Genomic DNA, 25,426 nt, shown 5'->3' on the forward strand with positions numbered 1-25,426 from the left:
TTGCTGATTTTCCGCTAATAATTTTTGCACCTGTTATAGCTGGAGATGAACAATGAAAGGAGCAGCACTCTCGTTCCGGGAAAAACTGGGATACGGCATGGGCGATGCCGGATGCAACATGATCGGCGGTGCCATCATGTTGTTCCTCAACTATTTCTATACCGATGTTTTTGGCCTGGCACCGGCACTGGTCGGGACCTTATTGCTTTCGGTGCGGGTGCTGGATGCGGTGACGGATCCGATTATGGGTGCCATTGCCGATCGTACGCAGAGCCGCTGGGGACGTTTTCGCCCGTGGTTGCTGTGGGTGTCCGTTCCCTATGTCCTGTTCAGCGTTCTGATGTTCACCACGCCAGACTGGAGCTATGACAACAAGGTGATCTGGGCATTTATTACCTACTTCCTGATGTCACTGACCTACACCGCCATCAACATCCCTTACTGCTCGCTGGGTGGGGTTATCACCAATGATCCTGGCGAACGCGTCTCCTGCCAGTCGTATCGTTTTGTCATGGTGGGTGTCGCCACGCTGATCCTGTCGCTGTCGCTGCTGCCGATGGCAGAGTGGTTTGGTGGCGATAACAAAGCACGCGGCTATCAAATGGCAATGAGCGTACTGGCACTGATCGGTCTGGCGATGTTTCTGTTCTGCTTTGCCACGGTGCGTGAGCGTATTCGCCCGGCCATACCCAGTAATGACGATCTGAAAAATGACCTGCGCGACGTATGGAAAAATGACCAGTGGGTGCGCATTCTGCTGCTGACTTTCTGTAACGTTTGCCCTGGCTTTATCCGCATGGCCGCCACCATGTATTACGTGACCTGGGTGATGGGCCAGTCGACCCATTTTGCCACGCTGTTTATCAGCCTCGGTGTGATCGGCATGATGCTGGGCAGTACGCTGGCTAAAATCCTCACCGATCGCTGGTGCAAATTAAAAGTCTTCTTCTGGACCAACATCGCGCTGGCGCTATTCTCCAGCGGTTTTTACTGGATCGATCCGCATGCCACCCTGGCAGTGGTTATTGCTTATTTCCTGCTGAATATCCTGCATCAGATCCCCTCCCCGCTGCACTGGTCGCTGATGGCGGATGTCGATGATTACGGCGAATGGAAAACCGGTAAACGCATCACCGGCATGAGCTTTTCCGGCAATCTGTTTTTCCTCAAAGTCGGGCTGGCGGTGGCTGGCGCGATGGTGGGCTTTTTACTCTCCATTTATGGCTATGATGCCGGGGCGAAACAGCAAGCCCCCAGCGCGCTGAATGGCATCATGCTGCTGTTTACCGTGATACCTGGCGTTGGCTACCTGATTACCGCCGGGGTCGTACGTCTGCTGAAAGTCGATCGCAAACTGATGCGTACCATTCAGGACGATCTCGCCCTGCGTCGCGCTAATTTCCGTGACCTGCAAGCCCCACACCCGGCCGCTTCCGCCGCTATCGAACCCGGAGAAATTAAATGAGTAATCCATGGCCTAATCCGTTTATCACCCAGCGCGCCGATCCTTTTATTCTCCACCACGATAAGGGTTATTACTTTGTCGCTTCAGTGCCCGAGTATGACCGGCTGGAAATACGTCATGCCGCTACGCTGGCTGCGCTGCCCGAGGCCGAGCCCGTGGTGGTGTGGCACAAACCCGATACCGGACCCTTTAGCGCGCTAATCTGGGCGCCGGAGCTGCATCATATCAATGGGCAGTGGGTGATCTATTTCGCGGCTGCGCCCAATCGTGAAATTAAAGATGGGTTATTCCAGCACCGCATGTATGCGTTGGTGTGCAGTGATGCCGACCCATTGACCGGCCATTGGCAGCCCGTTCGGCGCGTCCACACGCCGCTGGATAGTTTCTCTCTCGATGCCACGCATTTCGTCCATCAGGGGAAAAACTGGTATCTGTGGGCACAAAAAGACCCAGCGATTCCTGGCAATTCGAACCTGTATCTTGCTGAATTACTCAATCCCTGGACGCTGAAAGGCACACCACAGATGCTGACTCGCCCGGAATATGAATGGGAATGTGCCGGGTTCAGTGTCAATGAAGGACCGGCGGTGATTCGTCACGGTAAGACGCTGTTTGTCACCTACTCAGCCAGCGCCACGGATGAGAATTATTGTCTGGGGATCCTGAGCATTGATGCCAATGCCGATCCACTCCAGCCCGGGGCGTGGCAAAAATCCGCCCGTCCGGTCTTCAGCAGCAGCTGGGATAATCATCAATATGGGCCGGGTCACAACAGTTTTACCGTGGATGAACAGGGGCGGGATGTGCTGGTCTATCATGCGCGCAACTACACGGAAATTGAGGGTGATCCCCTGTGGGATCCTAACCGCCATACACGGCTAAAATATTTTGACTGGCGCGAGGACGGCACACCTGATTTTGGCGTGCCGCCAGCCGATCACACCAGCGTGCCGTAGATGGTCAGCAACGCCACCACGACTACCAGCACCAGAGAAATACGTTTCGCCAGTGCAACCGCCACGCGCGGCGTTTCCACTTTATCAACATGTGGATCACGCGCGAGGGAGAATTGCGCCAGGCTGGTCAGCACCTGATACTGCGAGCGATGCCAGTCGGTCAATGAGGCGAACCAGGCTGGCAACGCGCGCTCGCCGTGGCCGAGCAAGGCATAGGCGACACCGGCAAGACGCACCGGGATCCAATCCAGCAGATGCAGCACGCGGTCAACGCCAGACTGCGCACGCTCCAGCGCTGAATGGTGTTTTGCCAGCCAGCTTTGCCAGGCGCGCAGAAACGCATATCCCACCAGCAATACCGGTCCCCAGGGGCCACCGACGACAAACCAGAACAACGGCGCCAGATAGAAGCGAAAATTTATCCAGATAAGCGCGTTCTGTAGCTCGCGCAGAAAGTCACGTTCACTGCACTCCACAGGCACGCCATGAATCAACGTCAGCTCGGCCGCCATTGCCTGATGAGCTGCCTGATCATCATGGCTCGCCGCTTTCAGATAGGCGTGATAATGCAAACGTACCGAACCCGCACCGATACACAGCAAACCCACCACAATCCAGAATAATAGCTGCGCAACACCAAACAGCAGACCCTTCAGGCTCCAGACCAGCAGCCAGACAATCAGCATCGCCACAACCGTCATCACTAAGGTGCGGAATAACGAAAAACGCTGACGACCACGAAACAGCGGCTCCAGCCGATGATCGAGCTGCCAGTGTTCCCCCAGTTTAAACAACCGTTCCCAACCTAACACTAATAACAAGCTAAACAACGTCATAACTGCTCCTGCTGTTTCAGGGATTATCCCGCTTTAAGGCGTGTTTATAGCGTTCCCAGTCAAATGCCGGACCCGGATCGGTTTTTCGTTCCGGCGCAATATTGCTGTGGCCGGTAATGCGTTCCAGGGTCAGTGGATAGTGTTGCATTAATAACGCCGTGACCGCCTGCAACGTGGCATATTGCGCGTCGGTGTAAGGCTGGGTATCGGTCCCTTCCAGCTCAATACCCATCGAGAAATCGTTACAGTTTTCCCGGCCTTCGAACTGAGAAACCCCCGCATGCCAGGCGCGCTCATCGAATGAAACATATTGCACCAGCTCGCCATCACGGCGAATCAGGCAGTGTGCGGCGACACGCAAATGGGCAATATCAGCAAAATAAGGATGCGCATCGGCGGGCAAGGTGCCCGTAAACAGCCGATCAATCCACGGGCCGCCAAATTCACCGGGCGGCAAGCTGATATTGTGAATAATCAGTAGGGAAGGCGTTTCATTTTCCGGTCGCTGGTTAAAGTGCGATGACGGCACTTTACGCGCGCTATTAATCCAGCCATCTTCCAGTTTCATGCCATTTTTCCTGCATTTAAGTCTGGCTGAGAATAACATGATTCTCCACGGCTGCTTGCGCGTTAATGCGAAAGTCATCGGGAGTTAAGGATACTAAACATTTAACCTCGACAAACTGGCAATACCGGTAAAATAGGGCTAAGGTGTGCGCTCACTATCTCGTCATCTGGAGCAGGAAGAGTATGGCATCACGTCGTTACGATCCCGATCATCGCCGTCACGAATTGATCAAACGCATTGAGCATGACATCCCCGAAGCCGTTGCACGCGCGCTTCAGGAAGACTTAGGCGGCGAAGTGGATGCCGATCGTGACATCACTGCACTCTTACTGCCCGCTGAGAAACAGGCTGAAGCACAGATCATTACCCGGGAGGCCGGTGTTTTCTGTGGTAAACGCTGGGTGGAAGAAGTGTTCATCCAGTTAGGCAATAAAGTCACTATTACCTGGCACGTTGAAGATGGACAGGCTGTCGTGCCAGACCAGTTGTTATTTGAACTCCTCGGCCCGGCGCGCCTGCTTTTAACCGCAGAACGTACCGCACTGAATTTTGTGCAAACGCTCTCCGGCGTGGCAACCGAAGTCAGCCGCTATGTGGCTTTGCTGGCAGACAGCAACACCCAGCTACTGGATACCCGCAAAACCCTGCCGGGACTGCGTACCGCGCTGAAATATGCCGTGCTATGTGGTGGAGGCAGCAATCATCGTCTTGGACTGTCTGATGCTTTTTTGATTAAAGAGAATCACATTATTGCCAGCGGTTCGGTGCGCCAGGCAGTGGAAAAAGCCCTGTGGTTACAGCCAGATGTGCCAGTGGAAGTCGAAGTGGAAACCCTGACTGAATTGCAGGATGCGCTGAATGCGGGCGCGGATATCATCATGCTCGACAACTTCAGCCTGGAGATGATGCGTGAGGCCGTGACGCTGACGCAAAAGCAGGCGTTGCTGGAAGTCTCCGGTAACGTCACAGAAAACACGTTGCCGCAAATTGCTCAGACTGGCGTAGATTATGTCTCGGTAGGTGCGTTAACCAAGCATGTACGCGCCCTCGATCTGTCGATGCGCTTTCGCGACGCCTGATCGTTTTTCCGCTGAGGTGGCTCATGGGCAGATTTGTGTGACCGCTTCCAGTTTTCTGTTCATTGCGTTGCAAACCTGAATCTATTCTGCGCACGGCTTCCAGCCGTGCCACTCTGCCCTCTTCCGCTTAGCTCAACCCTTTTCTACCGTAGCGGCTCGACAACAAGGAGCCAGCTTATGGAACGACAACGCGGTTTTACCCTCATCGAATTAATGATTGTGATTGGCATCGTCGCCATCCTCAGCGCAATCGGCGTACCGGCCTATCAAAACTATCTGCAGCGCGCCGCACTGACGGATATGTTGCAGACCATGGTGCCCTATAAAACGGCGGTCGAACTCTGCGCCATTGAACGCGGCGGACCGGCGCAGTGCCAGGCGGGCGATCGCGGTATTCCTGCGGCCAAAGGTTCACGCTATGTTGCGACACTTGCCGTAACCAATGGCGTCATCAGCCTGACGGGCCAGGAAAGTCTTGCGGGTTTAACGGTGGAAATGCAACCCGTCTGGAATAGCACCGATGGCACTCTTGACTGGCAACGCAGCTGCACCAGCGATAACAACAGCCTGCGCGAAAACTGCCTTGAACAGTTCCGTTTTGCCGACAAAGGTGGCCGCAATGGAGAGATGTGATGCCATGCTCAAGGCCCTGTGCAAGCGCCACCACGCAATCATTCTGCATCATGACGCCACGCTGCTGCGCGTGGCCGTCGCGGGAACACCCGAACCTGCCCTACTGGAAGCATTACAGTTTGCCAGCCAGTGCAAAGTTGAAGTGGAGTGCTGGCCTGCCGCGCGGATTGAGCAGCTGTTGCATGAGCCGGGAAGCACTGAGAAGCCCCGCGAGCAGGTTTCGGCTGAATCGGCAATCAACGCCGTTGAGCACATCCTGCAACAAGCCATACTGCGACGGGCATCCGATGTCCATTTCGAGCCGCAACGCCATGCGCTACGTATCCGACTACGCATCGATGGCGTTCTGCACAAACTCACGCAGTTGCCCGATGTACAACCTGCCGCGGTACTTGCCCGTCTGAAAATTCTGGGGGGTCTGGATATTGCCGAACGTCGCCTGCCCCAGGATGGGCAATTTACCCTCGAAATCGAAGGCAAAACCGCTGCCTTTCGCCTTTCTACTCTGCCCATCAGCCACGGAGAGAAAGCGGTAGTACGTCTGATGCAGAGCGAAAATAGCGCAATTGCCCTGGATAAACTCGGCATGCCGGTGACGCAGTTGCGCCAGTTCAGCAACGCCCTGGCGAAACCACAGGGATTAATTCTGGTTACCGGCCCGACCGGAAGCGGCAAAACTTTCACCCTCTACAGTGGATTGAGCGCACTCAATGTGCCGGAAAAAAACGTATGCAGCGTGGAAGATCCGCTGGAGATCCCGCTGGAAGGTATCAACCAGACACAAATTCAGCCTCGCAGCGGGCTGGATTTTAATCGGGTGCTGCGTGCACTGCTGCGTCAGGATCCAGATGTCATCATGGTGGGCGAAATTCGCGATGCAGAAACGGCCGGGATCGCCGTTAAAGCTGCACAAACGGGCCATCTGGTGCTTTCCACCCTGCATACCAACTCCACTGCAGAAACTCTGACACGATTGCGGCAAATGGGGATTCCCGGTTATCTGCTTGGCCCGGCATTGCAGTTGATCGTGGCACAACGTCTGGTGAGAAGACTATGCACACATTGCCGACAGCCGGGGCAAGCGATCGCGCATTTACCTGTCGGGTTATGGCCTGGCACCCTGCAAACCTGGCGAGCCCCCGGCTGCGATCACTGTTTTTCTGGCTATTATGGACGGCTGGCACTTTTCGAACTGCTGCCCATGACCGCTAAATTACAAAACGCGATTTCCGCCGATATGCCGCTGGAGCATCTGTTGTCACTGGCGAACCAGCAAGGAATGAAAACATTAGTCAGCGCCGGGCTGGAGGCTGTCAGTCGGGGAGAAACCTCACTGGAAGAGATGCAGCGTGTCATTGGGTTAGGCAATGACTAACCTCTACCATTTTCGCTGGCAGGCGCTGGACAGCCTGGGAGCGCTGCAAAGTGGCGAGTCGTTAATGAACCATCAGGAAGCACTGTTACAGCACCTGGCCGACAGAGGCATGCTGGCCGTGAGCTGGCAACGGGGCAAATGCTGGCGCGCTCGCGACTGGAAGTGGCAGCAAAAAATCGATTTGATACGCCAGTTAGCAACCTTGCTCAGGGCCGGCCTGCCGCTTGCGGAAAGCCTGACACTGCTTGCTGAAGGTCATCCTGATACTGGCTGGCGGATATTGCTTAAAGGTTTGCAACAAAGAGTGATTACCGGGATGCCCTTTTCTCAGGCGCTGCGCGACTGGCCGCAAATATTTCCACCGCTGTTTCCTGCACTGATGCAGGTGGGTGAACTGACCGGGCAACTGGATGAATGTTGTCGCCAGCTAGCGCAACAGCAAACCGGACAACAACATTTGCGGCAAAAAGTGGTGAAAGCACTGCGTTATCCGCTGTTCATTTTACTGGTGGCGATCGCCGTCAGTGCCGGAATGCTGCTGTTTGTGTTGCCGGAGTTTGTCGCCGTTTACGCCAGCTTCGATGCACCACTGCCCGCACTCACCGCCGGTGTGATGGCGCTGTCCGCTCTGCTGCAACAGGCAGCGCTCCCTTTACTGGCCACCTGTATAGCGTTCTCGATTATTGCCCGGCAAATTTATCGACGGTCGGCGGACTGGCAGCGCCGCATACATCGCTGGTTGCTGCAATTGCCACTGCTTGCGCCGCTGTGGCGCGGCAGCCAGCTCAGTCAGATCTATGGCATTTTGCAATTGACGCAGCAGGCAGGCTTAACCCTACTGCAAAGTTTACAGGCTGTTGAAGTCACGCTGACGTCACGACTCTGGCGGGAAGCCATCACCGACTTACAGCAACATATTGCCGGTGGTGCACCATTGCATCAGGCTCTGCAACAACATCAGTTATTTACGCCATTATGCGCCCAGCTCATAAAAGTGGGTGAGCAAGCCGGTGCTCTGGATGTGATGCTGTCGCGGCTGGCGGAATGGCACGAGGGGCAAACATTAACGCGTGCCGAATCCCTCGCGTCTGCGCTGGAACCGATGATGATGGTGGTGATTGGTGGCATTGTTGGCACTCTGGTGATTGCCATGTATTTACCGGTGTTCGGGCTAGGTGATGCAATACGCTAACGGGTGCATATCACATGCACCCGCTCACGGCATCAGCGTGTAAACACCCGGTTTTCCTGTTCAGCAACACGGATAAAGGTGGTGCGCTTGGTCAGCTCTTTGAGCCTTTCCGCACCCACATAGGTACAGGCTGAACGCAGGCCACCCAGAATATCTTTAATCGTTTCTTCAACCGGGCCACGCAACGGTAAACGCACCGTCTTACCTTCTGCCGCCCGATATTGCGCCACTCCGCCCACATGGCGCTTCATGGCTGACTCTGAACTCATGCCATAAAACAGCATAAATTGCTCGCCATGATCCTCCACCAGAGTGCCTTCACATTCATCATGCGCCGCCAGCATACCGCCGAGCATGACAAAATCCGCTCCGCCGCCAAACGCTTTCGCGATATCACCCGGTACGGCACAACCACCGTCACTGACGATCTGCCCCCCAAGGCCATGCGCGGCATCCGCACACTCAATCACCGCCGAAAGCTGCGGATAGCCGACACCGGTTTTAACGCGGGTGGTGCAGACCGATCCCGGGCCGATACCCACTTTCACAATATCTGCGCCAGAAAGAATCAATTCTTCAACCATTTCACCGGTAACCACATTGCCTGCGCAGATGGTTTTACCGGGGAAGCTTTCGCGGACGCGTTGCAGAAATGCGACGAAGTGCTCGGAATAGCCATTGGCAACATCAATGCAGATAAAATTCAATTGCGGGGAAAGAGCCAGAACGGCGGTTAATTTGCTGAAGTCTGCTTCTGAAGTCCCGGAGGAGACCATCACGTGGCTCAATACCGATGCCGGTACACGCTGGATAAACGCCTGCCAGTCTTCAACGCTGTAATGTTTATGAACGGCGGTCAACACACCAAAACTGGCCAGTGCTGCTGCCATGGTGAAGGTACCCACCGTATCCATATTGGCGGCAATCACCGGTACGCCTGTCCAGCTCAGGCCAGAATGCTTGAAAGTATAGGTGCGTTCCAGCTCGACTTCGGAACGGCTTTTCAGGGTGGAGCGTTTAGGGCGGATGAGTACATCTTTAAAGCCCAGTTTTAAATCTTCTTCAATACGCATAACAAGTGTCCTGGTTAGTGGCATCGAACCGCAGTTCGGGTAGCGCTCACGGCTCCAGTGTCGTTATCATACGCGCCATTCGTTCCGCGACAAGACTGCGAATTTCACTTTATTTAAGCTACAATCCGTTAAATTTAGCTGAGAAAATCGATTGTGATCGTGCTCTCATCTTGCCTTTAGTGATACGCCGGTTGTGGTGTCATGACAGTGCGAACTTCGGGATAACGTTATGCCTTTTACCGTTGCGCTAACGGGGGGTATTGGTAGCGGCAAATCTACCATCGCCAATGCCTTTGCGGCGCTGGGTGTCGATATTGTTGATGCCGACGCCATTGCCAGAGAAGTGGTTGAGCCAGGTACACCGGCATTGCAGGCCATTGCCCAACGCCATGGTGAATCCATCCTGACGGCGGAAGGCACCCTTTATCGCGCACGGTTGCGCGAAATTATTTTTCAACAGCCGCAGGAAAAGAACTGGCTAAACCAACTGCTGCATCCGCTGATTAATGCGCGCACTCAGCAGTTAAAGCAACTGGCGACGTCTCCCTATGTACTGTGGGTGGTGCCACTGCTGGTGGAAAATGGCTTACAGCATCAGGCCGATCGCGTTCTGGTGGTGGATGTGGATGAGGCAACCCAATTGCAGCGCACCCAACAGCGCGATGGGATTCCTCTCACACAGGCCCAAAATATTCTTGCCGCGCAGGCCAGCCGACAGCAGCGCCTGGCCGTCGCGGATGACATCATTGATAATAGTGGCACGCCTGATGACGCGCTGCCGCGTGTTGCTGAACTTCACCAGCGCTATTTGCGACTGGCAGCGGCAGGACAGGATTAACATCATGAGTACAGTGGTCCTTTTTGAACATCCCCTGAATGAGAAAATGCGCACCTGGCTGCGCGTTGAGTTTTTGCTTAACCAGTTGCACGAAACCATCCCCGTCACCAGCTCCGTGTCAGCGCTGGGTGTTTTCCGCATTATTGGTGATTTGCTGGATATCTTCGAACGTGGCGATATGCGCACGGAATTGTTGAAAGAACTGGAACGGCAGCAACAGAAGTTGCGTGCCTGGCTCGATGTCCCCGGCGTCGATCTGCAACGGGTTGACTCCCTCAGCAAGCAGTTAAAACAGCAATCGTCCGAGTTGATGCAGGCACCACGTATGGGCCAGCAATTACGCGAAGATCGCCTGGTTGGCCTGGTCCGTCAACGTCTGAGCATCCCCGGTGGTTGCTGTAGCTTTGACATCCCCGGCTTGCATATCTGGTTGCACCTCGAACAATCCGTACGCGACACGCAGGTGAATGCCTGGATTGAGTCGCTAAATCCGCTGCGGAATAGCCTGGTGATGATCCTTGATCTCATTCGTCAGTCGGGTGTTTTCCGTAATCAAACCAGCCTGAACGGTTTTTATCAGGATAATGCCGAGGGTGCTGATTTGTTACGCTTGCAACTGACGCTGGAAGACGCGCTTTATCCGCAGGTATCTGGTCACAAGAGCCGTTATGCCATTCGTTTCCTGCCGCTGGACAGTGAGCGTGGTGACGTACCTGCACGACTTAATTTTGAACTGGCCTGTTGTTAGAGGATGTTATGCAGGAAGAAATGATTATTGTGCCATGTCCCAATTGTGGCAAAGACGTGATGTGGGATGAACTGAGCCCCTGGCGTCCGTTTTGCAGCAAACGCTGCCAGCTGATTGATTTAGGTGAGTGGGCGGCGGAAGAAAAAAGTATCCCCAGCAGCGGTGACCTCACTGAAAGCGATGACTGGAGTGAAGACCATCAGTAACCATCAGGGGCCTGCGCCCCTGATGTCAGATTTCGCCCGCGACCAGACGCGCAATTAGCGCATGGTTAGCTGGCGGAAATTCATCGGCAACCAGCGCTTTCTGCTCAACCCAGCGTTGCGGTTGCCCTTCTTTGCCCCACGGCTCACCCTGCCAGCCTTCGACCAGAAAGAAATGCAGCGTCACGCGCAAATCTTCATAACTGTGATCGGCCTGACCAATCGCCTGGGCTTCCGTCACGTCAATACCGGTCTCTTCCATCAACTCACGCTTCAGCGCCTGTTCAGCGGTTTCGCCTTGTTCGATTTTCCCGCCAGGAAACTCCCATTTATTGGCCATGTAAGAGCTTGCCGCGCGCTGAGCAAGAAAGATCTGATGACTGGCATTGCGAATGATGCCCACCGCGACTTGCAGGTGTTTCATAAACTGAGTTCCGCTAAAGATGAATGAAGCGCTGAGTTTAAAGCAGCCTCGGTAAGATGTTAACCAAAGAAAAAGGAGCCGGGCGGCTCCTTTGTTCTTATCAGGCCAGACGGCCGTGACACTGCTTGTATTTTTTACCAGAACCACATGGGCATGGATCGTTACGACCGACCTTGCGCTCACCACCCTGTGCTGCCAGCGCGGCGGCCGCTGCGGTTTCATCGTCCACATGGCTGAGTTGCTGCTGCTGTGCAAGACGCTCAGCATCTTCACGACGCTGCTGCTCCATCGCTTCGACTTCTTCCGGCATACGCACCTGAACTTTGCTCAGGGTGCTGATCACTTCATATTTCAATGATTCCAGCATGGCAGCAAACATGGCGAAAGATTCACGTTTGTATTCCTGCTTCGGATCTTTCTGCGCATAGCCACGCAGGTGGATACCCTGGCGCAGATAATCCATCGCCGCCAGATGCTCTTTCCACAGCGAATCCAGCGTTTGCAGCATCACGCCTTTCTCAAAGTTACGCATCATTTCCACGCCCACCACTTCTTCTTTGGCAGCGTAGCTTTCCGTTGCGTGCTTCATGATGCGTTCGCGCAGCGTCTCTTCATGCAGATCCGGCTCTTTATCCAGCCATTCAGCAATCGGCAGATTCAGATCGAAATCGGTACGCAGACGTTCTTCCAGTCCCGGCACATCCCACATTTCTTCCAGCGACTGCGGCGGAATATAAGTGTCGATGGTGGCTTTGAACACATCTTCACGGATGCTGTTGATGGTTTCTGACACGTCAGACACATCCAGCAGTTCGTTACGCTGGCTGTAAATGGCACGACGCTGGTCGTTGGCAACATCATCATATTCCAGCAGCTGTTTACGAATATCGAAGTTGCGGCTTTCCACTTTACGTTGCGCATTGGCAATCGCTTTGGTTACCCACGGATGCTCAATCGCTTCACCCGGCTTCATACCCAGCTTACGCATCATGTTAGAAACACGATCCGAGGCAAAAATACGCATCAGCGCATCTTCCATCGACAGGTAGAAACGTGATGAACCGGCGTCACCCTGACGGCCCGCACGACCACGCAGCTGGTTATCGATACGACGCGATTCATGGCGCTCAGTACCGATAATATGCAGACCACCGGCAGCCAGCACCGCTTCATGACGCAGCTGCCAGGCGTTTTTAATCTCTTCAATCTGTGCTTCAGTCGGTGCTTCCAGCTCTGCCACTTCGGCATGCCAGTTACCGCCCAGCATAATGTCAGTACCACGGCCGGCCATGTTAGTGGCGATAGTTACCGCGCCAGGCTGACCCGCCTGGGCCACGATATCCGCTTCACGGGCGTGGAATTTGGCGTTCAGTACGCTGTGCTTGATACCCGCACGCGTCAGCTCGTTGGACACCACTTCCGATTTTTCGATGGAGATGGTACCCACCAGCACCGGCTGCCCGTTGGCAGTACAGGCGCGGATATCTTCGATGATGGCATCGATCTTTTCTTTCTCGGTCATGTAGACCAGATCCGCCATATCTTTACGCACCATCGGACGGTTGGTCGGTACGACAATGGTATCAAGCTTATAAATCGAGCTAAATTCAAAGGCTTCGGTATCAGCCGTACCGGTCATACCGGCCAGTTTTTCATAGATACGGAAATAGTTCTGGAAGGTGATCGAGGCCAGCGTCTGGTTCTCGTTCTGGATTTCCACGCCTTCTTTCGCTTCAACCGCCTGATGCAAACCATCAGACCAGCGACGGCCCTGCATGGTACGGCCAGTGTGCTCATCCACGATGACCACTTCACCATCTTTAACGATGTAATCCACGTCACGGGTAAACAACGCATGGGCGCGCAGTGCTGCAGTCACATGATGCATCAGCATGATGTTGCTCGGTGAATACAGTGATTCACCTTCATCCATAATACTCTGGCTGACCAGCAACTCTTCAACTTTCACCAGACCGCGCTCGGTCATATGCGCCTGACGGCCTTTTTCATCTACCCAGAAATCACCCTCACCCTGGAAGGTGTCGGAATCTTCTTTTTCCTGACGAACCAGGTGCGGGATGATTTTATTAACCTTGATATACAGGTCAGAGCTGTCTTCCGCCGGGCCAGAGATGATCAGCGGGGTACGCGCTTCATCGATGAGGATGGAGTCCACCTCATCCACCAGCGCGTAGTGCAGTTTACGCTGTACACGCTCTTCCGGGCTGAACGCCATGTTGTCGCGCAGGTAGTCGAAACCGTATTCGTTGTTGGTGCCGTAGGTGATATCGGCAGCGTAAGCGGCGCGCTTGGCGATGGATGGCATACCTGGCAGGTTGATGCCCACCGTCAGGCCCAGGAATTCAAACAGCGGACGGTTATTTTCAGCGTCACGCTGTGCAAGGTAGTCGTTCACTGTCACAACGTGAACACCTTTGCCGCTCAACGCATTGAGGTAAGCAGGCAGGGTTGCAGTCAGGGTTTTACCTTCACCGGTACGCATCTCGGCGATGCAGCGCTCGTTCAGCACCATGCCGCCGATCAGCTGCACGTCAAAGTGACGCATGCCAAATACACGCTTACTGGCTTCACGTACCGTTGCAAAGGCTTCCGGAATCAGGCTTTCCAGCACTTCGCCTTTTTCCAGGCGCTCACGGAATAAACCGGTTTTGGCTTTCAGTTCATCATCAGAGAGCTTTTCAAAGTCCGGCTCCATCTTGTTGATGACATCCACAACCTTGCGCATACGACGCAGAGTCCGATCATTGCTGCTACCAAAAACTTTAGTTAACAATTTGATTAACATGATAAATATATTCTCAATTCAGCCGTGACTTCACGGGCTGCGAAATCTAAAAAGTGTGCGGATAAAAGTTAGCAGTTGAGCAATGAGGGTCCGGCGCGAATGCCCTGAATAGTAGACAACCAGAAAGCGGGGGTATTAAGTTGCGGTTCTGTGGTCAGAACAGCTGGCTGCGGTTCAGCAGTAATCTGCGGCATCGCTGGCGAGGTCAGCAATGCCTGTAATGAATCAATCAACGCCAGCTTTTGTGCCGCCAGCGGTACTGCGTTCTCGTTTTCCGCTTGCGCCGGAGGCGTCATACTGAAGGAAAGATGGCGGATAACGGTACGAATGGCATGCTGATGCCAGTAGTCGACATTGAAGTTCGGACGGCGCGCAGTTTCCTGCAGGCGAATTAAATGGTCAAAACGAACAACATTGCCGGTAAACAGGCTGCTGACAGGGGTATCTGCGGAAGCAGGTTCGGAAGTCTGGGCACAGGCGGGCAAGCCAAAGCTGGCTGCTACCATCCCCAACAGGAGATGCGGCCAGAAGTAGCGTCTGCCAAATTGTCGCCAGCGTGAAAAAATCCCGATCACAACCCGTCCACAAAACTTCAGTAAGTAAGTCATCCACCGTACTTAACGGCGTACCCTGCCAATACAAGCGCCTGATAATAGCATTTATGTGTGGCTTCCACACCAGTGATTAAACGGCTGCGGGGAGATTTCACGTTTTTTCGTACAGCGTTTAGCCAGTGTTGGCAGTGATGAGCATGTCTTTAGACAGAGATGGCAGGAGGCAATAAAAAACGGCAGGTACCACTGACCGGAGAGAGTGTCAGGGAAACCCGCCGTTTTGTGCCTGGCTTACGCCAGGACCAGATTGGGTGCTTTGAATGCCAGCGGCAGTTCAGCTTCGTCTTCGAAGGTCGCCCATTCCCAGGCTTCCTGTTTTGCCAGTACCGCCTGCAGCAATTTGTTGTTCAGTGCGTGGCCAGATTTAAAGGCAGAAAATGCGCCAATAACGTTGTGACCACACATAAACAGGTCGCCGATAGCGTCCAGCATTTTGTGACGAACGAACTCATCCTCAAAACGCAGACCTTCTTCGTTCAGTACGCGGAAGTCGTCGAGGCCAATCGCACAATCTAAACTACCGCCCAGGCACAGGCCTTTAGACTGCAGATATTCGATTTCACGCATAAAGCCGAAAGTACGCGCACGGCTGATCTGGCGCACAAACGCCTCGGCCGAGAAGTTGAGCTGATAGCGCTGCGAGCTGGAATCAATTGCCGGATGTTTAAAATCGATGGTGAAGTCGAGCGAGAAACCATTGTAAGGTTTGATCTCAGCCCACTTGTCGCCATCTTCAACGCGTACCGTTTGCTTAACACGCACAAATTTCTTCGCGCTGTTCAGCTCGTGGATACCCGCATCCATCAGCAAATAGATAAACGGTGCAGCACTGCCGTCCATGATCGGGATTTCTGGTGCATCGACTTCAACAACAATGTTATCGATACCCAGACCGGCCAGGGCGGCGTTCAGATGTTCAACGGTCGAAATACGCACGCCTTCATCATTCACCAGACAAGTACTCAGCATGGTGTCGCGCACGTATTTTGCATCAGCCGGGAAATCAACCGGTGGATTCAAGTCAGTGCGACGATAGATGACCCCGGTATTAGCCGACGCAGGGCGTAAGGTCAGTGTGACTTTTTTGCCGGTATGTAAACCGACGCCAGTCGCCTGAACAATACGTTTTAGTGTCCTTTGTTTGATCATCGCATTATCTCGCAATATTACCCATCCGACCGCTAGTATAAATTACCAGCGGGCGAACACTTTAGCACAAAGAGCGGAGAAACCCAATTCTCGGGTTATTCTTAGTCGGCTTGCTTACGCAGAAACGCCGGAATATCCAGATAGTCAGGTTCTTTGCCAGATGCCGTTGCAGGATCGTTGACCACTTTCGCAGCAGGTTTTTGCTCCTGCGGCAGCGGTGCCATACCATGCTGCTGGTAACGATGATCCATCACTGGCTGGCTGCTCTGTTTGTTGGTCACCAGGGTGATTTCCGGACGTTTGTCCATACCGATACCGGTAGCCACCACGGTCACGCGCAGTTCGTCGTTCATCTCTGGGTCCAGAGAAGTACCGATCACCACGGTTGCGTTGTCCGATGCGAAAGCACGGATGGTGTTACCCACGGTTTCGAATTCGTCGAGACGCAGATCGAAGCCCGCGGTGATGTTAACCAGCACACCACGCGCGCCAGACAGGTCGATATCTTCCAGCAGCGGGCTGGAGATCGCCATTTCTGCCGCTTCTTCGGCACGGTCTTCACCACAAGCCACGCCAGAACCCATCATGGCGTAACCCATCTCAGACATCACGGTACGCACGTCCGCGAAGTCAACGTTCATCAGACCCGGACGGGTAATCAGTTCAGCGATACCCTGCACCGCGCCTTTCAGCACGTCGTTCGCTGCACCGAATGCATCCAGCAGAGAGATGCCACGGCCCAGTACTTTCAGCAGCTTGTCGTTCGGAATGGTAATCAGTGAATCGACATGCTTCGACAGTTCAGCGATACCCTGCTCGGCAAAAGCCATACGCTTTTTGCCTTCGAAGTTGAATGGCTTGGTCACCACCGCAACGGTCAGGATACCTAAATCTTTCGCAACTTCTGCCACGACCGGCGCCGCACCGGTACCGGTGCCGCCACCCATACCCGCTGCAATAAACACCATGTCTGCCCCATCCAGCGCAGAACGCAGTGCTTCGCGATCTTCTTCCGCTGAGGTACGACCGACTTCCGGGTTCGCACCCGCCCCCAGACCTTTGGTGATATTGGTCCCGATCTGGATCGTCTGGCCGACCGCTGTTTTACGCAACGCCTGGGCGTCGGTGTTCACAGCGAAGAATTCCACACCTTCGATACGCTCGCGTACCATGTGCTCTACGGCGTTGCCACCGCCACCGCCGACGCCGATGACTTTAATCACCGCGTCATTGGTTAATTCCATAGGTTCAAACATGATTTCTCTCCGTTATGTGCCTGTCGCCTGGAGATCATAAAAAAAGCCAGCATGATCCCCTTTTACAAAAATTAAAACTCTTTCTTCAGCCAGCTGTTGATGCGTTTAAACCAATTGCCCACTGAAGCACGTTTTTCCGTTTCAGCATCACCGTTCATGTGTGACTCTTTGCCGTAATGCAGCAGACCAACTGCGGTTGAGTAGTACGGCTCCTGCGCATAATCCGTCAGGCCAGTGATGTTCAGTGGCTGACCAATACGCACCTGCGTGTGGAAAACACGCTGGGCGCAGGCCGCCAGGCCTTCAATCTGCGCCGCGCCACCGGTCAGCACAATACCGGCCGCCAGATGATGCTTCACGCCTTGCTGGCGCAGTTGTTCTTGCAGTTGCAGAATCTCGTCATTCACCAGATTCAGCAATTCGGTGTAACGCGGCTCAATCACTTCCGCCAGCGTCTGACGTTGCAGGCTGCGCGGTGGACGTCCACCTACGCTCGGGACTTCCACATTCTCGTCTTTACCGACGATGGAACCCAGCGCACAGCCGTGGCGTACTTTAATCGCTTCGGCATCCGTTGGCGGCGTACCGAAGGCATAGGCGATATCGCTGGTCACCACGTTCCCGGCATAAGGGATCACTTTGGTGTGGCGCAGCGCGCCGCCGGTGTATACCGCGATATCCATTGTACCGCCACCGATGTCAACAACACAGACTCCCAGCTCACGTTCATCCTCAGTCAATACTGAGAAGCTGGACGCCAGTCCGGCAAAAATCAGTTGGTCCACTTTCAGGCCGCATCGTTCCACTGCCTTCACGATATTTTTCGCCATATCGTTGTGACAGGTGATCAGATGAACCTTCGCCTGCATACGCACGCCGGACAGCCCAACCGGATTTTTGATGCCTTCCTGATAATCGATGGCATATTCCTGAGGAATAACATGCAGGATACGATGCTCGTCACGTACGCGGACCGATTTCGCGGTATGCACGACATTCTCTACATCATCCTGAGTCACTTCCTCTTCGGAAATCGGAACCATCCCGATTTCGTTCTGACAACTGATATGTTTGCCCGATAAAGCAAGGTAGACAGATGAAATCTGGCAATCTGCCATCAGTTCAGCCTGATCGATGGCGCGCTGTACGCATTTCACCACCGATTCAAGGTCATTCACGCCACCTTTATCCATACCGCGAGACGGGCAGCTGCCCACCCCAATAATGTTGACCATACCATCGGGCAGAATTTCCCCAACCAGGGCGGCGACCTTCGCGGTGCCGATTTCGAGTCCTACTACCAGTTTTCTGTCCGTTGCCTTGATCATTGTTGTTTAGCCTGTGCCTGGTTCTGTTGCTGATTGACTTCCTGTGGCTCTAACGGTGCCGGTGCCCATCCTACGGCGGCACCCGAGTCATAGCGCAAATCGACATAACTGATGCGCTTATTACCGCTCTGGGCCTGCTGTTGCAGTTCCGGATAGAGCTCAATAAAACGGTTCAGACGCTTCATGGTATCGCTGCGTCCCAGTTCGATGCGCACATCGTCACTGGTCACCAGCTGCCACGAGCGCCGCGCCGTCATCGACGCGACCTTCAGGGTAAACTTGCTGGCCTTCAGCACATCACTCATGGTGTGATAACCGGCCAGTACCTCTTTCTCACTGCCTTCTGGCCCGTACAGCATCGGCATGTTTTCTTTGCCAATGTGACTGGCCGGGATGCTGAAGGAGACACCCTCGGCGTCCACCATATGCAGGTCATTCCAGCGTGCCACCGGAACATACTCCACCAGGTTAATCTTCAGCTCATCAGGCCACTGCTTACGCACGCTGACCTGTTTAATCCACGGCAAACGTTCAATTTGCTGCTGGATGATGTCGACGTTCTGCGACATAAATGTGCCCGGTGCGCCGAGTGACAAAATCGCCTGGCGAATGTCATCGTGCGTGGTGTAATGCGTTTCACCGGTCACCACCAGTTTCGATAATGGCAGGCGGGAAGCATCATTCATCCACTTCAGCACCACCAGCCCGCCGGCCACCATAATGCCCAGCACAATCAGCAGGAACACGATGCCGAAAAGTCGGGCACCGTTGCTACGCCCGGTGCGCGTGCGCTCCTGGGGTTCGCGGTTGCGTACGTTCAGCGCCGCCTGTGACATATCAGTCGGCCAGCTCCAGAATACGTGCAACCAGCTGCGGGAAACTCAGCCCCGCCTGCTTCGCCGCCATCGGTACCAGACTGTGGCTGGTCATGCCCGGAGAGGTATTCACTTCCAGCAACTGGAAATTGTCATCACCGTCCACCATCACATCGACACGTCCCCAGCCGCTGCATCCCAGCGCACGCCAGGCGGCCACCACCAGCGCCTGCAATTCTGCTTCCCGTTCGGCACTCAAACCACTCGGACAGAAGTATTCAGTATCGTCAGAAATGTACTTTGCTTCATAGTCATAGAACTCGCTGGCGCTCTTAATTCTGATGGAAGGCAGAATCTGCTCACCTAAAATACCGACGGTATATTCCGCACCACTCAGAAAGGCTTCAACCAGCACGTCTTCGTCGTGACGAAAAGCTTCTTCCAGCGCCGCAGGCAGCGCGTCGAGAGTGTTCACCCGGCTGATACCCACGCTGGAACCTTCGCAGCTCGGCTTAACGAACAGCGGCAAACCCAGGGCTTCAATCGACGCCAGCGTCGCTGCATCTAAGCCGTTGTCCTGCTGCTGACGTGTCAACCAGACAAATTTACCCGCAGGCAATCCCCTGCCCTGCCACAGCAGTTTGCTGCGCAGTTTATCCATGGTGATCGCCGAAGCCATCACGCCGCTGCCGGTATAAGGCATCTGCTGGAATTCCAGCACCGCCTGCAACGTACCGTCTTCACCGCCACGGCCATGCAGCGCGATAAAGGCTTTATCAAATCCCTGTTGCTTCAGGTTGAGCACCGACACCTCACGCGTATCCACCGGATGCGCGTCAATGCCCATTTCACGCAACCCGGCCAGTACCGCGTTACCGGACATCAGCGAAACTTCACGCTCCGCCGAGGTGCCGCCTAACAATACCGCGACCTTCTCAGCCATTGCGCACCTCCGCTTTCACCGTGGGTTGCAAACGGATTTCTGCCAGCTTGCGGGCGATTTTGCCAATGTTGCCAGCACCCTGAACGATGACCAGATCGTTACCGGTCAGCAGGGGGGCCAGTGCTTCTGGCAGCGCATCGTGTTCTGACACCAGAATCGGGTCCACTTTGCCGCGGCCGCGAATCGCGCGGCACAGCGAGCGACTATCCGCTCCCGGGATTGCCGTTTCCCCTGCCGGGTACACATCCAGCATCAGCAACACATCCACCTGCGACAGCACGTTGGCGAAATCGTCGAACAGATCGCGGGTACGCGTGTAGCGGTGCGGCTGGAACACCATCACCAGCTTTTTCTCTGGCCAGCCAGCGCGTGCCGCTTTAATGGTCACATCCACTTCGGTCGGATGGTGACCGTAATCATCAACCAGCATGGCGCTGCCTGGCTTACCGTTCACGGGTGCGGTATCAAACTCACCCAGCACATCAAAACGGCGACCGGTGCCCTGAAAACTCTCCAGTGCGGCCAGAATAGCGTTGTCGTCGATACCTTCTTCGCTGGCCACCGCCACCGCCGCGGCTGCATTCAGCGCGTTATGGCGACCCGGCGCGTTCAGCGTGACATGCAGTACCGGCTTGTCGTGGCGGATCAGGGTGAAATGCCCCTGCGCACCACGCTGCTCGTAATTTTCAATGCGCACATCCGCATCGTCGCTAAATCCGTAAGTGGTGATCTGACGCCCGACGCGCGGGATCAGATCACGGATAACCACGTCATCAACACACATCACCGCACGGCCATAGAACGGCAGGTTGTGCAGGAAGTTAATGAACGTCTGCTTCAGGTTCTCGAAATCGCCCTGATAGGTATCCATATGATCCGCTTCGATATTGGTGACAATCGCCACCATCGGTTGCAGATGCAGGAAAGACGCATCGCTCTCGTCCGCTTCGGCAATCAGATAACGGCTGCTACCCAGACGCGCATGGGTCCCGGCGGCTTTCACCAGGCCACCGTTGACGAAGGTTGGGTCCAGACCGCCTTCGGCATAAATGCTCGCTACCATCGCCGTGGTGGTGGTTTTACCATGCGTACCGGCAATCGCGATGCCGTGACGGAAGCGCATCAGTTCAGCCAGCATCTCTGCGCGGCGAATCACCGGAATACGCTGTTCACGTGCCGCAACCAGCTCCGGGTTGTCCTGCGCTACGGCGGTGGAAACCACGACCACGCTCGCATCGGTCACATTTTCCGGACGATGGTTGAAGTAGATAGTTGCGCCCAGCGTCGCCAGATGTTGCGTGACCGGGTTGGGTGCCAAATCGGAACCGCTAATATGATAACCTTCGTTCGCTAACACCTCGGCAATACCGCCCATGCCAGCACCACCGATGCCGACAAAGTGGATGTGCCGGACGCGACGCATCTCGGGCACAATAGAACGCAGTTTTGCCAATTGCTGTGTATTCATCTGTCTCTGTTACCTGTGTTTTCCATTTGTACCTGAGTCAGGTACGGGTCAGCCTCGCTGACCGATTAACTTATTTCGCGGCACCTGCCACTTCCTGCGCAACCCGATCGGTTGCATCAGGAATTGCCACCTGGCGGGCCTTTTCTGCCATGGTCAGCAGTGTGGGGCGATCCCAGTGGCGCAGCGTGTCCGCTACCACAGCCGCGGTGAACTGCGGCTGCTCAAAAATTTTGGCTGCGCCCGCTTGCTCCAGCGGCAACGCATTCCAGTACTGCTGGCGATCTTTATGCATAAAAGGCACGAAAATCGCCGGTAAACCTGCGGCAGCCACTTCACTCACCGTCAGTGCTCCTGAGCGGCAAACCACTACATCAGCCCAGGCGTAGGCAGCGGCCATGTCATCGATAAACTCGGTGACTTTATGCTGCGGCTGACCCGCATCGCGATAAGCCTGCTGGACGGTTTCCAGCGCACCTTTGCCGGTCTGATGCCATAAGGTGATGGCATCGCCCAGTTCGGCGGCAACCGCAGGCAGCGTCTGGTTCAGGATACGCGCGCCCTGGCTGCCCCCGACTACCAGCACCCGTACCGGCCCGCTACGCCCTGCCAGGCGTTCGGCGGGCAACGGCAGCGCCAGCACATCGGTACGCACCGGGTTACCCACCACATCCGCGTTGGGGAATGCGCCCGGGAAAGCCTGCATCACTTTGGTGGCGATTTTCGCCAGCCATTTGTTGGTCAGCCCGGCAATACCATTCTGCTCATGCAGCACCACCGGGATGCCACAACTCCAGGCGGCCAGGCCACCAGGACCCGAAACATAACCACCCATGCCCAGCACCACATCCGGCTGCCAGTTTTTCATAATGCGGCGTGCCTGACGCCATGCATTGAAAATACGTACCGGGGCCAGCAGTTGTGCTTTTACCCCTTTACCGCGCAAACCGCTGATGCGGATAAAATCAATCTCGATACCATGCTTCGGCACCAGATCGGCTTCCATACGATCGGCGGTTCCCAGCCAGCGTACCTGCCAGCCCTGTTCCATCAGATGATGGGCGACAGCCAGACCAGGGAACACATGTCCACCGGTTCCGCCTGCCATCACCATCAGTCGCTTCCCACTCATCGACCACCTCGGGTAAACGCCTGGGCTTTCGCCAGACGCGTTTCATAATCTATGCGCAACAAAAACACGATGGCCGTCGACATGATAATCAGACTGGAACCGCCGTAACTGATCAGCGGCAGCGTCAGACCTTTGGTCGGCAGCATACCGGCGGCAGCACCGACGTTAACCAATGCCTGGAAGCTGAACCACACACCGATGGAACACGCCAGGAAGCCGGAAAAGCGCTGGTCAATCTCCAGCGCGCGGCGGCCAATCGACATCGCGCGAAAAGCGACGAAGAATACCATCAACAGCGCCAAAACCACACCGGCATAACCCAATTCTTCACCGATGATGGAGAAGATAAAGTCGGTATGCGCTTCGGGCAGATATTCCAGTTTCTGTACTGAATTCCCGAGGCCCTGCCCCCAGAATTCACCACGACCAAACGCCATCAGTGACTGGGTTAACTGGTATCCACTACCGAATGGATCTTCCCACGGGTTCCAGAACGAGGTCACACGGCGCATACGGTAGGGTTCAGCGATAATCAGCAGTACCACTGCAAACATGCCGGATCCGATGATTGCCAGGAACTGCCACAACTTAGCCCCGGCGAGAAACAGCATCGCCAGCGTGGTCACGAACAGCACCACCACCGTTCCGAGGTCCGGCTGCGCCAGCAGCAACACCGCCAGCACCACCATCACCCCCATCGGTTTACAGAAGCCCCAGAAGTTATTCCGCACCTCTTCAACCTTGCGCACCAGATAGCTGGCGAGGTAGCAAAACAACGACAGCTTGGAAAGCTCCGCAGGCTGGATACGCAGTGGTCCCAACGCAATCCAGCGCGATGCCCCGTTAACCGAGCTACCCACCACCAGCACGATCAGCAGCATCACCACTGTTACCACCAGCATCACGTTGCTATAGCGTTGCCAGAAATCCATCGGTACTCGCAACGTAACCAGCGCCATACCGAGTGCCAGAATGATGTAAAACGCATCGCGCTTGGCAAAATAGAACGGATCTTCGTTCAGGCGCTGCCCTACCGGCATGGAAGCCGAGGTCACCATCACGAAACCGACAATCGCCAGACCCAAAGTCAGCCACAGCAGCGTGCGGTCATACAGCACCACTGGTGCATCTTCGTTCTCACGCGCCCCCATCACCCAATCTTTCAGGCGCAGGGAGAGGAAGCTGGCTATCGCGGCGCCGGGAATTCGCATCAGCCTAACTCCTTCGCCAGTTGCGCGAACTGGTCGCCGCGCTGTTCAAAATTACGGAACTGATCGAGGCTGGCGCAGGCCGGTGACAGTAAAACCATATCGCCCGCTTTCACCTGGCTGGCGATCTGCTCCATTGCCTGCTGCATGGTTTCGGTGCGCGTGGCAATTTCCGGGCGCAGCGCGGCCAGCGCGTCGCCATCACGACCAAAGCAAAACAGTTGTATGTTGTTACCTTGCAGGTAACGCGCCAGCGGACTGAAATCGGCCGATTTACCATCACCGCCCAGCAGCAGCCACAACGTCCCTTTGATCTGCAAACCATTCAGTGCCGCTTCGGTGCTGCCCACGTTGGTGGCTTTTGAATCGTTAATCCAGCGCACACCTTTTGCTTCATGCACCAGCTGGAAACGGTGCGACAGGCCGGTGAAGGTGGTTAACGCTTTCAGGCTGGACGCACGCGGAATATGCACCGCATCCGCCAGCGCCAGTGCCGCCAGCGCGTTGGTATAGTTGTGCTGACCCACCAGCTTCATTTCGTCGGTGTTCAGCACTTTCTCACCTTTCACCCGCAGCCAGGTGCTCCCCTGCTGCCGGTTGAGATGATAATCACCGAGGTCGATACCAAAGCTGACGCAGCGGGTATCGGCACCGCGAACCGGCATGGTCATGCCGTCATCGGCATTCACCACGCAGACGCTGGCGTTTTCATAGATTCGCAATTTGGCGGCACGATATTGCTGCATCCCCAGCGGGTAGCGATCCATATGGTCTTCGGTCACGTTAAGGATGGTTGCCGCTGCGGCTTTCAGGCTATGGGTGGTTTCCAGCTGGAAGCTGGAAAGTTCCAGCACATACAGCTGCGCCGGGGATTTCAGCAGCGACAGCGCCGGTAAACCGATGTTGCCGCCCACACCCACCTGCCAGCCTGCTGCACGCGCCATCTCACCGACCAGCGTGGTCACGGTGCTTTTTCCGTTCGAGCCGGTAATCGCCACAATCGGTGCCTGGGCTTCACGGCAAAACAGTTCGATATCGCCGACGATTTCGATACCCGCATCCGCCGCCTCGCTCAGTGCCGGATGCGCCAGGGCAATGCCCGGGCTGGCGATGATGAGGTCTGCCGCCAGCAACCAGTCGTCGTTCAACCCACCGACATAGCGCTCCACCTGCTCCGGCAATTTATCCAGCCCAGGTGGTGACACACGGGTGTCCATCACGCGAGGGGTCACCCCCTGCGCTAAAAAGAAATCAACACAGGACAGGCCCGTCAGGCCCAACCCGATGATGACGACTTTTCTGCCCCGATAGTCAGCCATA

At 55.1% G+C, this 25,426-nt stretch carries 24 protein-coding genes; 9 read left to right on the forward strand and 15 right to left on the reverse strand.

Annotated elements, in window-relative coordinates; genetic code table 11:
- The first annotated feature begins 52 nt into the window (after positions 1-52).
- Both RCF31_RS09300 and RCF31_RS09305 read left to right on the forward strand, forming a co-directional pair.
- The gene (locus RCF31_RS09300) at positions 53-1,465 is read left to right on the forward strand and encodes a glycoside-pentoside-hexuronide (GPH):cation symporter (protein ID WP_299457415.1); all 1,413 of its coding nucleotides are present in this window, start codon (positions 53-55) and stop codon (positions 1,463-1,465) included.
- On the forward strand, positions 1,462-2,421 hold the full coding sequence (locus RCF31_RS09305; protein ID WP_416413129.1) for a family 43 glycosylhydrolase: 960 nt from the start codon (positions 1,462-1,464) through the stop codon (positions 2,419-2,421). Before RCF31_RS09300 ends, RCF31_RS09305 begins: the two co-directional genes overlap by 4 nt.
- On the opposite strand, the gene ampE is transcribed toward RCF31_RS09305, so the two are convergent.
- Together ampE and ampD are read right to left on the reverse strand one after the other, a co-directional pair.
- Positions 2,403-3,257: a beta-lactamase regulator AmpE gene (gene ampE, locus RCF31_RS09310; RefSeq protein WP_416413130.1), complete on the reverse strand. Its 855-nt coding sequence runs from the start codon at positions 3,255-3,257 to the stop codon at positions 2,403-2,405. The genes RCF31_RS09305 and ampE overlap by 19 nt on opposite strands.
- Before the next feature lie 16 nt (positions 3,258-3,273).
- Positions 3,274-3,825, reverse strand: a complete 552-nt coding sequence (gene ampD, locus RCF31_RS09315) for a 1,6-anhydro-N-acetylmuramyl-L-alanine amidase AmpD (protein ID WP_416413131.1) — start codon at positions 3,823-3,825, stop codon at positions 3,274-3,276.
- Between the two features lie 182 nt (positions 3,826-4,007).
- Here ampD and nadC point away from each other — a divergent pair, with 182 nt between their 5' ends.
- From nadC to hofC, 4 genes are all read left to right on the forward strand, one after another.
- A complete protein-coding gene (gene nadC, locus RCF31_RS09320; protein WP_416413132.1) occupies positions 4,008-4,904 on the forward strand; it encodes a carboxylating nicotinate-nucleotide diphosphorylase in 897 nt (298 codons plus the stop codon).
- A 177-nt stretch (positions 4,905-5,081) separates the two neighbouring features.
- Positions 5,082-5,537, forward strand: a complete 456-nt coding sequence (ppdD, locus tag RCF31_RS09325) for a prepilin peptidase-dependent pilin (RefSeq protein ID WP_299457421.1) — start codon at positions 5,082-5,084, stop codon at positions 5,535-5,537.
- On the forward strand, positions 5,524-6,912 hold the full coding sequence (gspE, locus tag RCF31_RS09330) for a type II secretion system protein GspE (RefSeq protein WP_416413133.1): 1,389 nt from the start codon (positions 5,524-5,526) through the stop codon (positions 6,910-6,912). The genes ppdD and gspE overlap by 14 nt, the downstream gene beginning before the upstream one ends.
- On the forward strand, positions 6,905-8,104 hold the full coding sequence (gene hofC, locus RCF31_RS09335) for a protein transport protein HofC (RefSeq protein ID WP_416413134.1): 1,200 nt from the start codon (positions 6,905-6,907) through the stop codon (positions 8,102-8,104). Before gspE ends, hofC begins: the two co-directional genes overlap by 8 nt.
- 32 nt (positions 8,105-8,136) lie before the next feature.
- Here hofC and RCF31_RS09340 read toward each other — a convergent pair whose 3' ends face one another.
- A complete protein-coding gene (locus RCF31_RS09340) occupies positions 8,137-9,177 on the reverse strand; it encodes a GMP reductase (RefSeq protein WP_416413135.1) in 1,041 nt (346 codons plus the stop codon).
- Positions 9,178-9,406: 229 nt separating this feature from the next.
- Between RCF31_RS09340 and coaE the strand changes: the two genes are divergently transcribed.
- Genes coaE through yacG form a run of 3 tightly spaced genes read left to right on the forward strand, consistent with a single transcriptional unit; the run spans position 9,407 to position 10,969 of the window.
- Positions 9,407-10,015 carry a dephospho-CoA kinase gene (gene coaE, locus RCF31_RS09345; protein WP_299457428.1) on the forward strand — a complete coding sequence of 203 codons (609 nt, stop codon included), beginning with the start codon at positions 9,407-9,409 and terminating at the stop codon, positions 10,013-10,015.
- A gap of 4 nt (positions 10,016-10,019) precedes the next feature.
- On the forward strand, positions 10,020-10,763 hold the full coding sequence (gene zapD, locus RCF31_RS09350; RefSeq protein ID WP_416413136.1) for a cell division protein ZapD: 744 nt from the start codon (positions 10,020-10,022) through the stop codon (positions 10,761-10,763).
- Positions 10,764-10,771: 8 nt separating this feature from the next.
- Complete coding sequence (gene yacG, locus RCF31_RS09355; RefSeq protein WP_299457432.1) at positions 10,772-10,969, forward strand: DNA gyrase inhibitor YacG; 198 nt, start codon at positions 10,772-10,774, stop codon at positions 10,967-10,969.
- A gap of 25 nt (positions 10,970-10,994) precedes the next feature.
- On the opposite strand, the gene mutT is transcribed toward yacG, so the two are convergent.
- From mutT to murD, 12 genes are all read right to left on the reverse strand, one after another.
- Positions 10,995-11,390, reverse strand: a complete 396-nt coding sequence (gene mutT / locus RCF31_RS09360) for an 8-oxo-dGTP diphosphatase MutT (RefSeq protein ID WP_299457434.1) — start codon at positions 11,388-11,390, stop codon at positions 10,995-10,997.
- A 100-nt stretch (positions 11,391-11,490) separates the two neighbouring features.
- Positions 11,491-14,196, reverse strand: coding sequence for a preprotein translocase subunit SecA (secA, locus tag RCF31_RS09365; protein ID WP_299457436.1), 2,706 nt, complete (start codon positions 14,194-14,196; stop codon positions 11,491-11,493).
- Between the two features lie 68 nt (positions 14,197-14,264).
- The gene (gene secM, locus RCF31_RS09370; protein WP_416413137.1) at positions 14,265-14,771 is read right to left on the reverse strand and encodes a secA translation cis-regulator SecM; all 507 of its coding nucleotides are present in this window, start codon (positions 14,769-14,771) and stop codon (positions 14,265-14,267) included.
- Between the two features lie 270 nt (positions 14,772-15,041).
- Complete coding sequence (lpxC, locus tag RCF31_RS09375) at positions 15,042-15,959, reverse strand: UDP-3-O-acyl-N-acetylglucosamine deacetylase (protein ID WP_084872691.1); 918 nt, start codon at positions 15,957-15,959, stop codon at positions 15,042-15,044.
- A 101-nt stretch (positions 15,960-16,060) separates the two neighbouring features.
- Entirely contained in the window at positions 16,061-17,215 is a 1,155-nt protein-coding gene (gene ftsZ / locus RCF31_RS09380; protein WP_299457442.1) for a cell division protein FtsZ, read from the reverse strand.
- 71 nt (positions 17,216-17,286) lie between these two features.
- Positions 17,287-18,543 carry a cell division protein FtsA gene (gene ftsA, locus RCF31_RS09385; protein ID WP_013507861.1) on the reverse strand — a complete coding sequence of 419 codons (1,257 nt, stop codon included), beginning with the start codon at positions 18,541-18,543 and terminating at the stop codon, positions 17,287-17,289.
- Positions 18,540-19,379, reverse strand: coding sequence for a cell division protein FtsQ (ftsQ, locus tag RCF31_RS09390; protein ID WP_299457448.1), 840 nt, complete (start codon positions 19,377-19,379; stop codon positions 18,540-18,542). The genes ftsA and ftsQ overlap by 4 nt, the downstream gene beginning before the upstream one ends.
- A gap of 1 nt (position 19,380) precedes the next feature.
- The gene (locus RCF31_RS09395) at positions 19,381-20,301 is read right to left on the reverse strand and encodes a D-alanine--D-alanine ligase (RefSeq protein ID WP_084872685.1); all 921 of its coding nucleotides are present in this window, start codon (positions 20,299-20,301) and stop codon (positions 19,381-19,383) included.
- Complete coding sequence (gene murC / locus RCF31_RS09400; protein WP_416413138.1) at positions 20,294-21,769, reverse strand: UDP-N-acetylmuramate--L-alanine ligase; 1,476 nt, start codon at positions 21,767-21,769, stop codon at positions 20,294-20,296. The genes RCF31_RS09395 and murC overlap by 8 nt, the downstream gene beginning before the upstream one ends.
- A gap of 70 nt (positions 21,770-21,839) precedes the next feature.
- Positions 21,840-22,898 carry an undecaprenyldiphospho-muramoylpentapeptide beta-N-acetylglucosaminyltransferase gene (gene murG / locus RCF31_RS09405; RefSeq protein WP_084872680.1) on the reverse strand — a complete coding sequence of 353 codons (1,059 nt, stop codon included), beginning with the start codon at positions 22,896-22,898 and terminating at the stop codon, positions 21,840-21,842.
- Positions 22,895-24,109, reverse strand: a complete 1,215-nt coding sequence (ftsW, locus tag RCF31_RS09410; protein ID WP_416413139.1) for a cell division protein FtsW — start codon at positions 24,107-24,109, stop codon at positions 22,895-22,897. The genes murG and ftsW overlap by 4 nt, the downstream gene beginning before the upstream one ends.
- Positions 24,109-25,425: a UDP-N-acetylmuramoyl-L-alanine--D-glutamate ligase gene (murD, locus tag RCF31_RS09415; protein WP_416413140.1), complete on the reverse strand. Its 1,317-nt coding sequence runs from the start codon at positions 25,423-25,425 to the stop codon at positions 24,109-24,111. The genes ftsW and murD overlap by 1 nt, the downstream gene beginning before the upstream one ends.
- Between the last annotated feature and the right edge of the window lies 1 nt (position 25,426).

This window comes from Pantoea sp. App145 (assembly GCF_047947045.1).
GTDB lineage: Bacteria > Pseudomonadota > Gammaproteobacteria > Enterobacterales > Enterobacteriaceae > Pantoea.